The sequence below is a fragment of the Serratia sp. CY31944 genome (assembly GCF_052169175.1).
Classification (GTDB): Bacteria; Pseudomonadota; Gammaproteobacteria; order Enterobacterales; family Enterobacteriaceae; genus Serratia; species Serratia sarumanii.
Genome location: NZ_JBJNLG010000013.1, coordinates 113,236 through 125,922, shown reverse-complemented (window position 1 = coordinate 125,922; position 12,687 = coordinate 113,236). Strand labels below are relative to the sequence as shown.

Genomic DNA, 12,687 nt, shown 5'->3' with positions numbered 1-12,687 from the left:
GGCCTCAGCAGGTGAGCGCCAGCGCGCCGATCTTGTCCGGCCGGAATCCAGACCAGTGATCGTCTCCGGCGATAATCACCGGAACTTGCTGATAACCTAAGGATTTAACGTGGTTCAGCGCCTGCTGATCCTGGGTGAGATCGACCACCTGATAATCAATCCCCTGTTTATCAAATGCGCGATAGGTGGCGTTGCACTGGACACAGTCCGGCTTACTGTAAATAATAATGCTCATGATTCGCATTTACCTTTAGACTGAAGGAAAGGCGGACAAGTCAGATAACGGAGCATTGTTCCTGGCGTTTCTGACGGCGTTATCAACCGAACGACATTCCCTGCGGCTGACCTATAAAATACTATATGTTGATATTTATTTTATCAACCACGCCATATATGGTGTTTTGTAAGGGTGAAGGCGCAAGCCGCGCCGGGGCTGGAAAAGGCGAGGGAAAAAATTTTTGCGGGTGAGAAATTCCCCCTCTCAGTGCGGAGGGGGGAAGAGAACGCATTACTGGCGCATGCTGACGGCCAGCCGGTTGAAGGCGTTCATGATGCTGATGGCGAAGGTCAGATCGGCGATCTCGGCATCGCTGAAGTGCGCCTTCAGCGCCTCGAAAGCGCTGTCCGGCGCGCCGGTGGCGGCGATCAGCGTCACCGACTCGGCCCATTCCAGCGCGGCGCGCTCGCGCTCGTTGAACTCATGGCTGACGCGCCAGCCTGCCAGCGTATCCAGCTTGGCATGGCTGAAGCCGCTTTCGCGCAGCGCTTTGCCGTGCATATCCAGGCAGTAGGCGCAGCCGTTGATCTGCGAAACGCGCATAAACATCAACTCGATGGTCGCCTTGTCCAGGGCGCCTTTCTCCAGCGCCATCAGCGCGCTCAGCATATTTTTGTACGGGGCGGGCGCCAATTCGGCATAGTTCAAACGTTGCTTAATCATGGTCAACCTCAATCGGTAGTAACGAAATCATGGCGCTACTTTAGCGGCCTTATGGTCTATGCTATAGGGCCATAAAATGATTATTTAACCGGGCCATAATGCCATCTTTCCTGACTTCGCTGCGGCTGGACAGTCGGCTCGCCGAACCGCTGTACCGGCAGATTTACCTGCGGATTAAAGACGCCATCGCCCAGGGCAGCCTGGCGGCGGGCAGCCGGTTGCCCTCGGTGCGCGGGTTGGCGAGCGATCTGGGCGTGGCGCGCGCCACGGTGGAAAGCGCCTACGCGCAACTTATTGCTGAAGGTTTCTTGCAGAGCCGCGGGCAGGCGGGCACCTATGTTTCACCGCAGCTGCCGCACGTGCCGCCGGGCGCGGTATCCGCCGCGCCGTCGCTGGCGACGATAGCGCCGGATCCGCTGCAGCCGCAGGGCATGCTGCAGCCTTTCCAGCTGGGCGTGCCGGCGCTGGATGCGTTTCCGCGGGCGCTGTGGCAGCGCATTGTCGCCCGCCGGCTGCGTGCTTCCACGGTGGCTTCCCTGGCGCTGCCGCCGGCCGGCGGCCTGCCTGAACTGCGTGAGGCGATCGCCCATTATCTGCATTTGTCGCGCGGCATCAGCTGTCGGCCGGAGCAAATTTTCCTCTGCGCCGGTTATCCGGCGCTGTTGGACTGGGTGGTGGAGACGCTGTTGCACGCCGGCGACGCGGTATGGATAGAAGATCCCGGCTATCCGGTCACGCGCCCGCTGCTGCGGGCCGCCAGCGTCAGGCCGCTCGCCGTGCCGGTGGATGAACAAGGCATGGACGTGGCCGCCGGTATGCTGACGGAGCCTGAGGCGCGGCTGGCGGTGGTGACGCCGACCCATCAAAGCCCGCTCGGCGTCTCGCTCAGCCTGGCGCGGCGCATGGCGCTGCTCGACTGGGCGCAGCAGCGCGGGGCCTGGATCCTGGAAGATGACTACGACAGCGAGTTTCGCTATCACGGGCGGCCACTGCCGCCGCTGAAAAGCCTCGATGTTCAGGGGCGGGTGCTGTACGCCGGCACCTTCAGCAAAACGCTGTTCCCGGCGCTGCGCATGGCTTATCTGGTGGTGCCCGTCGGTCTGACGGAGACATTCGCGCGCAGCAGTCGGCTGCGTGGCTGCGGTTGCCCGCCGCTGCTGCAGGCCGGCGTGGCGGATTTTATCCGGCAAGGGCATTTCTACCGCCACCTGAAACGCATGCGGCCGCTGTACCGCCAGCGGCGCGAGTGGCTGACGCAGGCGTTGGAGCGGCAGCTGGGGGCGTGGCTGAGGGTGGTGCCGCAGCAGGGCGGCATTCAGCTGTTGGCCCGGCTACGTGACGGGGTGGCGGATACGCCGTTGGCGGCGCAAGCCTGGCAACTGGGGTTGGCGGCGCAGGCGTTGTCGGACTGGCGAATCGATCATCCGGCGGGGCAGGGGTTACTGCTGGGGTTTGCCAATTTCACTCGGCAAGAGGAGACGGAACGGGCGGTGCAGGGGCTGGCGCAGCTGTTCAAACGCCTAAATTAAACGGCCCGCGATTTCCGCGGGCCAGACGCACATCTGTTTTATCTTTATGACTGCAGGGGTGTTAACGCCGGGCCAGCAGCACGCCGAGCACGATGCCGACGGCGGCACCGATCCCTACGCCCTGCCAAGGTTTGTCACGCACATAGCTATCGGCTTGATCAACCGCATCGCGCGCATGCTGTGTCAGACTGGTGGAGCCATTGAACCGCGCTCGCGCGTCGCGCAGCACGCCTTTCGCCTTGCTGTGCAGCTCTTTCAGTTCCTCTTTGGTCTTGTCACCGGACTCGCGCAACACTTCATCCAGCGTATCGGCCAACAGAGTGACGTCCTGATCGATATCGCGTTCTGTTCTTTCCGCTTTCTTAAACATTCAGCTCTCCATTTCGACACATGTCTCTTAAGTGTAGACCATGGCGCGATTTGCGTGGCCGATCACGGAAAAAAAACCGCCTTCACGCAGGTGTTTACCGGCGCCTGGGCTTTGTACATTTGGTTACTCGGCGAAACCAATCACTCACGGAAGCGGCAGTTTGATTCCACTAGTATCTGTTTCAACGGCTCCACCGGAGCTTACCGAAACAACACTCTGAGGATGTAAAGATGAAAAAAGTATTAGCGCTGATCGTTGCTGCCACTATGGGTCTGTCTTCTGTTGCTTTCGCTGCTGATACCGCAGCTTCTGCTCCGGCTACCACCACCGCGCCAGCTGCGACCACCACTACCGCTGCGCCAGCGGCTGCTGCTGAAAAAGCGCCAGCTAAAGCAACGCACCACAAGAAAGCCAAGCATCACAAAAAAGCGCCAGCCCAGAAAGCGCAGGCCGCTAAAAAGCACCACAAAAAAGCGCCGGCTCAGAAAGCCCAGGCAGCTAAAAAACACCACAAAAAAGCGCCAGTGCAGAAAGCTCAGGCCGCTAAAAAACACCACAAAAAAGCCGGTAAAAAGCTTAATTAAGTGATGTTTGCGGAACCGAAAGGTTCCGCACTCTCCAGCCCGTACTCCAGACACCCGGTTATCCCGGGTGTCTTCTTTTGAGGCGACGAACGATGATCAATCGCTATCTGTTTGAAGTCATTTTCAGCGCGGTAACCCTGTGCGGAGCGATCGTCGGTTGGGAACTGTTTTTGGCCGGCAGCTTTCTGTAATTATTGCGCCGCGGCGGTTTCGTGCAAATGCCGCCAGCCGAGCGCGTTGGGCTGACGTTCAAAGACCACCGTGGAATAGCGCAGCGTGGCGCTTTGCCCCGGCAGGCTCTGTTTTTCCCGGTAGCTGACTACCGCGCCCGTCGGCCATTCGGCCACCAGCTTCATCTCTTCTATCTCGATTTCCAATCCCGGTTTGGCGGCGCGATGCGCGCGGAAAAAGGCGCACAGCGCGGCAAAATCCAGCGGAGCGCCGCTCAGCGCGATCATGCTGAAATCCGGCGTAAAGCGCGCCAGCAGCGCCTGCTCTTCTCCAGCCCCTTTGCCCAGCCAGCGTTCAATGGCGATGTGGGCGTCGATCACTTCGGTAAAATACGGGTTCATAAAGCATCCTGTTGAGCGTTGAGTTGGCGCACGATGGCGCGGTTGGCGAGGCGCAGGCACAGCAGCAGCGGGATAAATACGCTGGCGCCCGCCAGAATGAAGCAGGTTCGGTAGGCCGCTGCGGGCGGCAACACGGTCAGCAGCAGATTCAGCAGCAGGCTGAGCAGCGCCACGCCGAGGCAAAAACTGAGCTGGCGATTGATGTTCCACAGCGCGCTGGCGTCCGCCAGCTGAGCGTCGGGGATCTGCAGGAACGCGCTGCTCTGCGCGGTGCTGCTGCACAGGCTGCCGCCAAATCCCATCAGGGCGAAGGCGGCGATCTGCAACGCGTGTTGCCCGGCCTGGTCGATCTGCGCCAGCGTCAGCATGCCGGCGCCTTGCAACAGGCAGCCGGCGATCAGCAGCGGCCGCGGGCCGAGGCGGTTAAAGGTTTTGCCGGTCAGCGTGATGGCCAGGAACGACGCCAGCGCCCAGGGCAGCATCAGGCCGCCGACCTGTGCGGCGGGCATCCCCAGCTGGTTTTGCAGATACAGCATCGCCACCAGGCTGACGCCGATGAACAGGCCGGGAATGCACAAATAAACCGCCATGGCGTTGCGCAGCAGCGGATCGCCGACCAGCCGCAGGTTCAGCAACGGTTGCGGGGTGCGCAGGCTATGGCGCAGATAGTACGCCAGCACTAGCAGGCCAGCGGCCAACAGCGCCGCACCGGAAACCTGATGGCCGGCCTCGCTCAGCCGGGTCAGGCCGAGCAGCAGCAGCGTCAGCGCCGCGCAGGCGCTCAGCAATCCTTTGCCGTCGAGCGGTTTGCGCGCCGTCGCCGACGTTTCCGCGCGCAGCCACAGCACCGCCAGCGCCAGGGCCAGGGCCGCCAGCGGCAGGTTGGCGAAAAACACCCAGCGCCAGTCCAGCCGATCGACGAGCCAGCCGCCCAGCGCCGGTGACAGCGCCGGCGCCAGCAGCCCCACCAACATAATGGCCGCCGACAGCCCGGCGCGTTCATGGCTGCGGTACAGCTGATAGGTCAGCGTTTGGCCGATGGGGATCAGCAAGCCGCCGCCCATGCCCTGCAGGGTGCGCCAGCCGATCAGCGCGCCGATGCTGTCGGCGTTGCCGGCGCCGAAGGTGGCCAGCATGAACAGCGCCAGCGACAGCAGGAACACCCGCCGCCCGCCGATGCGCTGCGCCAGCCAGGCGCTGAGCGGGATCACCAGCGTCAGGCCGAGAATATAGCCGTTGCTGACCCACGCCAGTTGGCTGACCGATGCCCGCATCGCCTGGCCGATGGCGGGGTAGGCGACGTTGGCGATAAACATATTGATCAGATCGACGAAAAAGCCGAGCAGATAGACGATTGCCACTTTGCTGCGATAAGACATGGTGCCTCCGGTTGAAGGCGAGCAGTGTATCGGGGGGAAAAGTGCGGATAAATCGGCGGCGGGCGATTACACTGTCAAAATGATTTTGACAATAAGGGCGGCGAAATGCTGAATTTGCAGCGCCTGGCGATCTTTGCGGCGGTAGTGGAAGCGGGCAGCTTTACCGCGGCGGCGGCGGCGCTGGGGCAAACCAAGGCGGTGGTGAGCTTTAACGTCAAGCAGTTGGAGAACGAGCTGGGGGTGTCACTGCTGGCGCGCAGCACCCGGCGGCTGTCGCTGACCGACGCCGGCGAACGCTTTTACCAGCGCAGCCTGCAGCTGCTGCAGGAGGCGGAAAACGTGCTGGACGACGTGCGCCGCGATCACCACGGGCTGAGCGGCGTGCTGCGCATCACCAGCACGCCGGAGTACGGCGCGCAGGTGGTGGTGCCGGCGCTGGCGGCGTTTTCGCGGCAGCATCCGCGGCTGCGCATCCAGCATGTGTCTTCTTCTTATCATGCCGATCTGATCTCGGAGCGCTTTGACGTGGCGATCCGCCTGGGCCAGCTGGCGGATTCCAGCCACCGCGCGGCGCTGATCGACAGTTTCGCCATTTTTCCGGTGGCGTCGCCGGGTTACCTGGCCGAGCGGCCGATTCATTCGCTGACCGAGCTGGCGCAGGCGCAGTGGATCGCCCACAGCCGGCTCAGTTCGCCGCTCAGCTGGCAGGTGGTCACGCCGCAGCGCGAAGCGGTGCTGTTCAAGGTGGTAGACGCCGCGACGCTCACCGGCGACAGCGCCGCGGCATTGCTGGCATTCGCCCTGCATGGCGCCGGGGTGGCGCTGCTGCCGGCGTGGCTGGCGCAGCCCGAAATCGACGCCGGCCGGCTGCAGCGGTTGCTGCCGGATCACCGTTTCCCCGAGCAGAGCATCTACGCGCTCTACCCGAATACCCGCCACGTGCCGGAAAAGGTGCGGGCGTTTATCGATTTTCTGCGCGCGCGGGTGGCGGCCAACCGTTAGCGAAATAATAATTCGTTATAACTCTCTCATTTATCATCAGATCCCATCGGGGTATGCTGGCAATCTCTGTCTATCCCGTCCGATGCGAGCCACCTTCGATGACCGCAGAAAATAACCTCCAACTGAACCGACGCATTCTGTCCGTGGTGATGTTCACCTTCGTCTGCTACCTGACCATCGGCCTGCCGCTGGCGGTGCTGCCGGGATTTGTGCATGACCACCTGGGTTACAATTCGGTGCTTGCGGGCCTTATCATCAGCGCGCAGTACTTCGCCACGCTGTTCAGCCGCCCGCACGCCGGGCGCTATGCCGATCAGCTGGGGCCGAAAAAGGTGGTGCTGTTCGGCCTGGCGTGCTGCGGCGCCAGCGGCCTGTTTTATGCGCTGGCGTTCGGCGTTGACGGTTACCCGTGGCTCAGCCTGTTGTTGCTGTGCGTGGGGCGGGTGTTTCTCGGCGTCGGCGAAAGCTTCGCCAGCACCGGTTCCACGCTGTGGGGCATCGGCCGGGTCGGAGCGATGCACACCGCGCGGGTGATTTCCTGGAACGGCGTCGCCACCTACGGGGCGATGGCGGCCGGGGCGCCGCTCGGCGTGTACCTGAATCAGCAGTGGGGATTGGCCGGGGTGGCGGCGCTGATCGTGCTGGCGGTCGCGGTGGCGCTGCTGTTGGCGAGCGGCAAGCCGGACGTTTCGATCACCGCCGGGCAGCGCATCGCTTTCCGCGCGGTGTTCGGCCGCATCTGGGCCTATGGCCTCGGGCTGGCGATGGGCACCGTCGGCTTTGGCGTGATCGCCACGTTCATCACCCTTTACTACGCCGACAAAGGTTGGAGCGGCGCGGCGTTTTCGCTGACGCTGTTCAGCTGCGCCTTCGTCGGCATCCGTCTGATCTTCAGCAACGTCATCAACCGCCACGGCGGTCTGAAGGTGACGCTGGCGTCGTTTCTGGTCGAGATCGTCGGGTTGCTGTTGATCTGGCAGGCCGGCGAACCCTGGATGGTGCAAACCGGCGCGTTGCTGGCCGGCGCCGGTTTCTCGCTGGTGTTCCCGGCGCTGGGCGTCGAGGCGGTGAAACAGGTGCCGCCGCAGAACCAGGGCACGGCGCTCGGCACCTATTCAGCATTCCTCGACCTGGCGCTGGGCATCACCGGGCCGTTGGCCGGGCTGCTGATTGGGCAAGCGGGCGTGCCGTCGATCTATCTGGCGGCGGCGCTGCTGGTGGCGCTCGGGGTGCTGCTCACCCTGCGTCTGCTGCAGCGCAGCCGAGCCATTCAGGAATAGTCTGAAACCCGGATTCCTCCCCAGAAAATCATTGTTTCGGTGAATGATTACGGTAAGGTCGCTCAGCGGTCCAGAATGAGAGGAGGAATCGATGTATTTACGGCCGGATGAAGTGGCTAAAGTGTTGGAGAATACCGGCTTTGAGCGTGATTATGTCACCGACCAGGCCTATGGCTACCGCAAGGGTACACACTACGTGTATGTGAATCGCGAAGCGCGGATGGGCAGAACCGCATTGGTGATCCACCCGGCGCTGAAAGAGAGAAGCGTGCATTTCGCCACGCCGACCTCTCCGGTGCGCACCAGCGAGCAGTATCTGGAGTTTCCCCTGGATTTAAGCAGCGACGCCCCGAACCAGCGTTACGGCATCGCACACGGCTTCAGCTCACGCGAAGCGCTGTCGCGCTACCTCTACAGCATGTTCCTGTAATCGGTCCCCCGCCCGGGGGACGCGATCAGCCGTGGGCCAACGCTTCGCGGTTGAAACGCTCATTGTAGGCTCGGCGGAACTGCGCCAGTTCAAACGCATCGATATCCAGCTCGGCGAAGTAAAACAGCGCCGCTTCGGTGTGCTCGGCGTGCAGCTCCGGCGACAGCCCGGCGCGCAGCAGCACGTCGCGCCATAGGGCAATCTGCTCGTCGTCCGCCTGTTTGATGAACGTCAGGTAGATGAACAGCAGGTAAGCCGCCTGGTGCATCTCTTCGGTGTAGCCGTTGTTCAGCATGCGGATAAAGGTCTGGCTTTGGCGGCCGCCCATCTCCTGGATCATCGATTCGATCAGCATCGGCTTGACCCTCAGCAGATGGGCCAGCGAATCGATGGCTTTGCGGGTGTCGGACGTCAGGATGCGGTAACCGATGATAAATACGACGATCAGGGCGGCGAGGATGATCCAGGTCATTTAGGCTTTATTACACTCTCAATACGCCAGAAGAGGGGCGGGAGGCGCTGTGCGACAGCGCCCGCTATCAATGCTGTTCGCCGCTGAAATTACCGACCGCGCCCTGTTGACGCAGGTGGTGATTGAAGGTGGCCGCGTCTTTGGCCAGCGCGTCCAGATGGGCGCCGAGCATTTTGATCTGCTTCACCAGCGCATGCTGCTCCGGCACCGAACTGGCGGTGCTCAGTTTGCGCGCCAGTTGTTCATTCTGCGCCCGCAGCGCGGCTTCGCGCTGTTTGGCTTCTTCCAGCAGTTGCTGCAGCGCCTGGTAGCTCTGCTGCCATTCGCGGTGTTGCCGTTCGAAGCTGCTCTGCAACTCATTCATCGCATTTTGAAACTGGATTTCCAGCTCGCGCATTGTCATGGGCTCGATCCTTTGCGGCACTCAATGATGGCTTAGCAGTATAGCGAAAACTGTTCGCAAGCTCACCCGTTGACGACAAATGAGACAAATGCCGCTGACAATTCCCGGCTTGCAACCGTGGCAAGGCGTCTTACAATCGACCCCATTCCCGGCCGTAAAGGCTGCCGTTCAAGAGAGGTGGAAGATGAGCGAGCAGGAAAAAGACTTTTTTGAACAGGCGATGGCGGACGTGGTGCCGCTGGCGAGCGGGCGGCAGACGCTGTACCTCAAGCCGCAGGAGACGCTGGACAAAAGCGCGCGGCGCGAAGCGCAGCGGCTGCGGCAGGAAAACTTCCTCAGCACCGATTTCCTCGAGGTGGTCCCCTGTGAACAGCCGCTGGAATTCAAAGGGGAAGGCATTCAGCAGGGCGTGCTGGACAAGCTGCGCAACGGGCGTTACCCGCCGCAGGCGTCGCTGAACCTGTTGCGCCAGCCGGTCGAAGCCAGCCGGCAGGCGCTGTTTCGCTTCATTATGCAGGCGGAGGCACAAAACCTGCGTTCGCTGCTGATCGTGCACGGCCGCGGGCGGCAGAACGAAAGCCATCCGAATATCGTGCGCAGTTACGTCGCCAAATGGCTGGCGCAGTTTGAACAGGTGCAGGCGTTTTGCCGCGCCTTACCGCGCGACGGCGGCGAGGGCGCCTGCTACGTCACGCTGCGAAAATCGGCGCAGGCCAGGGCGGAAAACTTTGAGCGCCACGCCAAGCGCAGCCGTTGAAAGGATAGCGGAAATAAAATGGCCGGCGAGAGTCGCCGGCCATCGATGAATTATTTATTAAATATTTTATAGTCCAGCGAATAACGGCCGGCGCCGGTCACTGCCAGCAACAGCAAGCCGCCAATGATGCTGATGTTTTTAAAGAAGTTGATTTCGTTGCCCATCATTTCCATGCCGGTCATTTTCCAGAACGGATGGCCGATAAACGCGGTGCCCAAAACATACAGGGCGAAAATGACCGCGATAGGGCGAGTAAACAGACCGAGAATAAGCGCGATGCCGAAAATAAACTCCACCAGCACGGCAACGATCGCCGCCAAATAAGGCATCGGTGTGCCATAGCCTTCCATCGCCGTGACGGTCGCACCGAAGTTGACCAATTTCATCCAGCCGAAAATGATAAACAGAATCATCAGTAATATGCGGGACAGCAGAATGACGCCGTCTTTTGAGCTATCACCCATTTCGAACTCCTTAGCCACTGTCGGAATTATGTTGTCTTACTGAATAAAGATTAGAACAATTTACGTTTTTTTCTAGCGGCGACGGGCGGTTGCGCCACTTTTTTCGGTGTGCGAGACGCGTGGTGAAGCCGGCGGCATTGCCTATACTTGAACCCGGAGCAAAAACAATAAAACAGGCAATGTGAGGCCAAGATGGACGAGGAATTGACCGCCGCCGGTTACCGCCGTTATTCCGGTGATAAGATTGACGTTTATTTTAACCGTGCAGTTTGCCGCCATTCCGCCAACTGCGTGCGTGGCAACGCGGCTATTTTTAACCTGAACCGCCGCCCGTGGATTATGCCGGACCATGCCGAGCCGGCCGAAGTGAAACGCGTCATCGACACCTGCCCCAGCGGCGCACTGAAATATAGGGAGAAATAATATGGATCATAAAATACTGGCAGACGAGAAGCGTTTTTATATCAATGACGAACAAGGCAAGCTGATCGCCGAGATCTCTTTCGTGCCGAGCGGCGACAAGCTGACCATTATTGATCACACTTGGGTGGATGAGTCATTGAAGGGGCAGGGCGTCGGTAAAAAGCTGGTGGCGCTGGTGGTGGAGAAAATGCGCGCGGAGCAGCGTAAAATCATTCCGCTATGCCCGTTCGCCAAGCATGAGTTTGATACCACGCCGGCCTATCAGGACATTCGCGCCTGAAGCGATAACGGGGCGCGGCGCGCCCCGGTTATTCAGCAGACGCCGAAATCGCCGTCTTCGTGGTACAGCGCCACGTCGCTGGCCTGCACCTCCGTGCGCTGCTCTTTGCCCAGCTCATTCCAGCTGCAAATCAGGGTTTCGCCGTCGATCGCCACCACGGTCATCTTTGGGCCGCCGGTGGTGCGTTGAACAAAATCACCGATATTGAATGCCATGCGTTCCTCCACAACAGATTAAACCTCACCTATTGATAACACAGAATGGCGCCGCTGTTGGCACGAGTTTCGCTATGTATTATTTTATATAGCGATTATCACCAAGGAGAGCAGACTAACATGCCGGGATTATTGATGTTTTATGTGGGCGGTACGGCGCCGGGCGCCAATATTGAGTTGCACGACGTGCAGTTTGCGGCGGCGGATCGGCCGGAAGAGGCGTATCCGCTGCTGCGTGAAAAGTGGTTCGGCGATAAGCGCAAAGTGCATGTCGACGGCTATGCGCGCATCGACTGGGCGGACGGTTACGACGTGAGCCTGGAGCCTGCGCCGTTCGCCGGTGAAGAGAAGCTGTTTTTCGTCAACGTAGGCGGCTACCGCAGCGATGAGCTGGCGGAATTGCACCAGTTCGGCCTGTTTGTGGCGCGCTCTGCCGACGAGGCGAAGGACAAAGCCAAACGGATGCTGCTGACGGACAGTGCGCAGCAGCACAAGGATGACCTGGCCGAGGTGGACGACTGCCTGCTGCTGCAGGCGCTGCAGGGCTACCACGTGCATCTGCGGGCTAACCCGCACGGCAAACCGGCCCGGCCGCTGTGGCAGGGGTATCTGCCGATCGGCGAACCCGCTTTATAACGCCGCCAGCGCTTGCAGCTGTTGCCGCAACCAGCGGCAGGCCTCCGGCCGGCCGTTCTTGCGGTGTAGGTAGATTTTGATCTGATACGGCGGCACCGGAAACGGCAGGGGATGGATAGTCAGCGCCGCCGCCTGCCGCAATTTTTGCGCGGCGTAGCGCGGCATGCTCATCACCAGTTCGCTGTCGGCGACGATGAACGGCGCTCCCAGCAGCGAAGGCGTGCGGATGGCGATATCGCGCTGCAGCCCCAGCTTATCGAGCTGGTAGTCAATGACGCCGCGCTGTTCGTTCCATGGCGTCACCACCAGATGGCGCGCCCGCAGGTAGTTTTCCAGCGTCAGTTCGCCGTATTTGACGCTGAATGCGGGCGAACAAATCGCCACATACTCATCCTCCAGCCAGCTCACCTCGTCGATCTCCGGGTAACTTTCGCCGTCGGTTTCGGTAAAGCCCAGCGCGAAGTCGATGCGCCCCGCCAGCAGATCGTTCAGCGCCACCTTGCGCTCAGAATAGCGCAGCTGGAACGATAGCCCCGGCGCCAGGCGCTGCATCTGCGCCATCAGCGCGGGAAATACCGCGAAGGCGGTGTAATCGGTAATGGCGAAGGTGAAGCTCTCCCGGCTTTCGGCGGGAACGAAGCGCGGGCGCGGATGCAGCCCTTTGGCCAGCAGCGCCAGACTTTCGCTGACGGTCGGGGCCAGGCTGTCGGCATACACGGTCGGGTGCATGTCGTTGCCGACCCGGTAAAACAGCTCGTCCGCCAGCGCCTTGCGCAGCCGGATCAACGCGTGGCTCAGCGCCGACGCGCTGAGAGCCAGCTCCGCCGCGGCGCGCGTTACAGACCGCAGCCGATACACTGCTTCGAACACCAGCAGCAGATTGAGATCGAGGCGTTTCAAATCCAGATGCATAATATTCATTACCTGTTGATGAAAATGCAGTTCATACAG

At 60.9% G+C, this 12,687-nt stretch carries 19 protein-coding genes; 9 read left to right on the top strand and 10 right to left on the bottom strand.

Annotation, left to right across the window (positions count from 1 at the left end; all coding sequences use genetic code 11):
• Positions 1 to 4: 4 nt before the first annotated feature.
• Both nrdH and ACJ8IN_RS14975 read right to left on the bottom strand, forming a co-directional pair.
• Positions 5 to 235, bottom strand: coding sequence for a glutaredoxin-like protein NrdH (gene nrdH, locus ACJ8IN_RS14980; protein ID WP_033635681.1), 231 nt, complete (start codon positions 233 to 235; stop codon positions 5 to 7).
• A gap of 273 nt (positions 236 to 508) precedes the next feature.
• On the bottom strand, positions 509 to 940 hold the full coding sequence (locus tag ACJ8IN_RS14975) for a carboxymuconolactone decarboxylase family protein (protein ID WP_060423811.1): 432 nt from the start codon (positions 938 to 940) through the stop codon (positions 509 to 511).
• 95 nt (positions 941 to 1,035) lie between these two features.
• Between ACJ8IN_RS14975 and pdxR the strand changes: the two genes are divergently transcribed.
• Positions 1,036 to 2,469: a MocR-like pyridoxine biosynthesis transcription factor PdxR gene (pdxR, locus tag ACJ8IN_RS14970; protein ID WP_308326156.1), complete on the top strand. Its 1,434-nt coding sequence runs from the start codon at positions 1,036 to 1,038 to the stop codon at positions 2,467 to 2,469.
• 61 nt (positions 2,470 to 2,530) lie between these two features.
• Here pdxR and ACJ8IN_RS14965 read toward each other — a convergent pair whose 3' ends face one another.
• On the bottom strand, positions 2,531 to 2,839 hold the full coding sequence (locus tag ACJ8IN_RS14965) for a DUF883 family protein (RefSeq protein ID WP_004928950.1): 309 nt from the start codon (positions 2,837 to 2,839) through the stop codon (positions 2,531 to 2,533).
• 230 nt (positions 2,840 to 3,069) lie between these two features.
• Here ACJ8IN_RS14965 and asr point away from each other — a divergent pair, with 230 nt between their 5' ends.
• Positions 3,070 to 3,423, top strand: a complete 354-nt coding sequence (asr, locus tag ACJ8IN_RS14960; RefSeq protein ID WP_308325984.1) for an acid resistance repetitive basic protein Asr — start codon at positions 3,070 to 3,072, stop codon at positions 3,421 to 3,423.
• 191 nt (positions 3,424 to 3,614) lie between these two features.
• Here the strand turns inward: asr and ACJ8IN_RS14955 are convergent, their stop codons facing one another.
• Complete coding sequence (locus tag ACJ8IN_RS14955; protein ID WP_039568646.1) at positions 3,615 to 3,995, bottom strand: DUF4440 domain-containing protein; 381 nt, start codon at positions 3,993 to 3,995, stop codon at positions 3,615 to 3,617.
• Positions 3,992 to 5,374, bottom strand: a complete 1,383-nt coding sequence (locus tag ACJ8IN_RS14950) for an MFS transporter (RefSeq protein ID WP_308325983.1) — start codon at positions 5,372 to 5,374, stop codon at positions 3,992 to 3,994. Before ACJ8IN_RS14950 ends, ACJ8IN_RS14955 begins: the two co-directional genes overlap by 4 nt.
• A 105-nt stretch (positions 5,375 to 5,479) precedes the next feature.
• On the opposite strand from ACJ8IN_RS14950, the gene ACJ8IN_RS14945 reads away from it, so the two are divergent.
• From ACJ8IN_RS14945 to ACJ8IN_RS14935, 3 genes are all read left to right on the top strand, one after another.
• Positions 5,480 to 6,376 (top strand): LysR family transcriptional regulator, encoded by an 897-nt coding sequence (locus ACJ8IN_RS14945; protein ID WP_308325982.1) that lies wholly within the window; start codon positions 5,480 to 5,482, stop codon positions 6,374 to 6,376.
• 98 nt (positions 6,377 to 6,474) lie between these two features.
• Positions 6,475 to 7,656: an MFS transporter gene (locus ACJ8IN_RS14940; protein ID WP_308325981.1), complete on the top strand. Its 1,182-nt coding sequence runs from the start codon at positions 6,475 to 6,477 to the stop codon at positions 7,654 to 7,656.
• Between the two features lie 91 nt (positions 7,657 to 7,747).
• Entirely contained in the window at positions 7,748 to 8,086 is a 339-nt protein-coding gene (locus ACJ8IN_RS14935; RefSeq protein ID WP_016929830.1) for a DUF2002 family protein, read from the top strand.
• Between the two features lie 25 nt (positions 8,087 to 8,111).
• Here the strand turns inward: ACJ8IN_RS14935 and ACJ8IN_RS14930 are convergent, their stop codons facing one another.
• Entirely contained in the window at positions 8,112 to 8,558 is a 447-nt protein-coding gene (locus ACJ8IN_RS14930; RefSeq protein WP_025303978.1) for a DUF1198 family protein, read from the bottom strand.
• A 67-nt stretch (positions 8,559 to 8,625) separates the two neighbouring features.
• Positions 8,626 to 8,961, bottom strand: a complete 336-nt coding sequence (locus ACJ8IN_RS14925) for an MbeD/MobD family mobilization/exclusion protein (RefSeq protein ID WP_033635672.1) — start codon at positions 8,959 to 8,961, stop codon at positions 8,626 to 8,628.
• A gap of 184 nt (positions 8,962 to 9,145) precedes the next feature.
• Here ACJ8IN_RS14925 and smrA point away from each other — a divergent pair, with 184 nt between their 5' ends.
• A complete protein-coding gene (gene smrA, locus ACJ8IN_RS14920) occupies positions 9,146 to 9,718 on the top strand; it encodes a DNA endonuclease SmrA (RefSeq protein WP_308325980.1) in 573 nt (190 codons plus the stop codon).
• 50 nt (positions 9,719 to 9,768) lie between these two features.
• Here the strand turns inward: smrA and ACJ8IN_RS14915 are convergent, their stop codons facing one another.
• The gene (locus ACJ8IN_RS14915) at positions 9,769 to 10,182 is read right to left on the bottom strand and encodes a DoxX family protein (RefSeq protein WP_033635670.1); all 414 of its coding nucleotides are present in this window, start codon (positions 10,180 to 10,182) and stop codon (positions 9,769 to 9,771) included.
• Between the two features lie 192 nt (positions 10,183 to 10,374).
• Between ACJ8IN_RS14915 and ACJ8IN_RS14910 the strand changes: the two genes are divergently transcribed.
• Both ACJ8IN_RS14910 and ACJ8IN_RS14905 read left to right on the top strand, forming a co-directional pair.
• Entirely contained in the window at positions 10,375 to 10,605 is a 231-nt protein-coding gene (locus ACJ8IN_RS14910) for a (4Fe-4S)-binding protein (protein ID WP_060428538.1), read from the top strand.
• A gap of 1 nt (position 10,606) precedes the next feature.
• Positions 10,607 to 10,885, top strand: a complete 279-nt coding sequence (locus ACJ8IN_RS14905; protein WP_025303974.1) for a GNAT family N-acetyltransferase — start codon at positions 10,607 to 10,609, stop codon at positions 10,883 to 10,885.
• Between the two features lie 32 nt (positions 10,886 to 10,917).
• Here ACJ8IN_RS14905 and ACJ8IN_RS14900 read toward each other — a convergent pair whose 3' ends face one another.
• Positions 10,918 to 11,100 (bottom strand): YodC family protein, encoded by a 183-nt coding sequence (locus tag ACJ8IN_RS14900; RefSeq protein ID WP_047570793.1) that lies wholly within the window; start codon positions 11,098 to 11,100, stop codon positions 10,918 to 10,920.
• A gap of 120 nt (positions 11,101 to 11,220) precedes the next feature.
• On the opposite strand from ACJ8IN_RS14900, the gene ACJ8IN_RS14895 reads away from it, so the two are divergent.
• Entirely contained in the window at positions 11,221 to 11,736 is a 516-nt protein-coding gene (locus ACJ8IN_RS14895; RefSeq protein WP_047570795.1) for a DUF1543 domain-containing protein, read from the top strand.
• Here ACJ8IN_RS14895 and ACJ8IN_RS14890 read toward each other — a convergent pair.
• Entirely contained in the window at positions 11,731 to 12,657 is a 927-nt protein-coding gene (locus ACJ8IN_RS14890) for a LysR substrate-binding domain-containing protein (RefSeq protein ID WP_047570798.1), read from the bottom strand. The genes ACJ8IN_RS14895 and ACJ8IN_RS14890 overlap by 6 nt on opposite strands.
• Between the last annotated feature and the right edge of the window lie 30 nt (positions 12,658 to 12,687).

Bases quoted from the DNA above. Each gene is read 5' to 3' on its own strand.
- ACJ8IN_RS14965 (WP_004928950.1), bottom strand. From the start codon at position 2,839: ATGTTTAAGAAAGCGGAAAGAACAGAACGCGATATCGATCAGGACGTC.
- ACJ8IN_RS14890 (WP_047570798.1), bottom strand. From the start codon at position 12,657: ATGAATATTATGCATCTGGATTTGAAACGCCTCGATCTCAATCTGCTG.
- ACJ8IN_RS14955 (WP_039568646.1), bottom strand. From the start codon at position 3,995: ATGAACCCGTATTTTACCGAAGTGATCGACGCCCACATCGCCATTGAA.
- ACJ8IN_RS14935 (WP_016929830.1), top strand. From the start codon at position 7,748: ATGTATTTACGGCCGGATGAAGTGGCTAAAGTGTTGGAGAATACCGGC.
- ACJ8IN_RS14975 (WP_060423811.1), bottom strand. From the start codon at position 940: ATGATTAAGCAACGTTTGAACTATGCCGAATTGGCGCCCGCCCCGTAC.
- ACJ8IN_RS14905 (WP_025303974.1), top strand. From the start codon at position 10,607: ATGGATCATAAAATACTGGCAGACGAGAAGCGTTTTTATATCAATGAC.
- nrdH (WP_033635681.1), bottom strand. From the start codon at position 235: ATGAGCATTATTATTTACAGTAAGCCGGACTGTGTCCAGTGCAACGCC.
- smrA (WP_308325980.1), top strand. From the start codon at position 9,146: ATGAGCGAGCAGGAAAAAGACTTTTTTGAACAGGCGATGGCGGACGTG.
- ACJ8IN_RS14910 (WP_060428538.1), top strand. From the start codon at position 10,375: ATGGACGAGGAATTGACCGCCGCCGGTTACCGCCGTTATTCCGGTGAT.
- ACJ8IN_RS14925 (WP_033635672.1), bottom strand. From the start codon at position 8,961: ATGACAATGCGCGAGCTGGAAATCCAGTTTCAAAATGCGATGAATGAG.
- ACJ8IN_RS14950 (WP_308325983.1), bottom strand. From the start codon at position 5,374: ATGTCTTATCGCAGCAAAGTGGCAATCGTCTATCTGCTCGGCTTTTTC.
- ACJ8IN_RS14915 (WP_033635670.1), bottom strand. From the start codon at position 10,182: ATGGGTGATAGCTCAAAAGACGGCGTCATTCTGCTGTCCCGCATATTA.
- ACJ8IN_RS14895 (WP_047570795.1), top strand. From the start codon at position 11,221: ATGCCGGGATTATTGATGTTTTATGTGGGCGGTACGGCGCCGGGCGCC.
- ACJ8IN_RS14900 (WP_047570793.1), bottom strand. From the start codon at position 11,100: ATGGCATTCAATATCGGTGATTTTGTTCAACGCACCACCGGCGGCCCA.
- ACJ8IN_RS14940 (WP_308325981.1), top strand. From the start codon at position 6,475: ATGACCGCAGAAAATAACCTCCAACTGAACCGACGCATTCTGTCCGTG.
- asr (WP_308325984.1), top strand. From the start codon at position 3,070: ATGAAAAAAGTATTAGCGCTGATCGTTGCTGCCACTATGGGTCTGTCT.
- ACJ8IN_RS14930 (WP_025303978.1), bottom strand. From the start codon at position 8,558: ATGACCTGGATCATCCTCGCCGCCCTGATCGTCGTATTTATCATCGGT.
- ACJ8IN_RS14945 (WP_308325982.1), top strand. From the start codon at position 5,480: ATGCTGAATTTGCAGCGCCTGGCGATCTTTGCGGCGGTAGTGGAAGCG.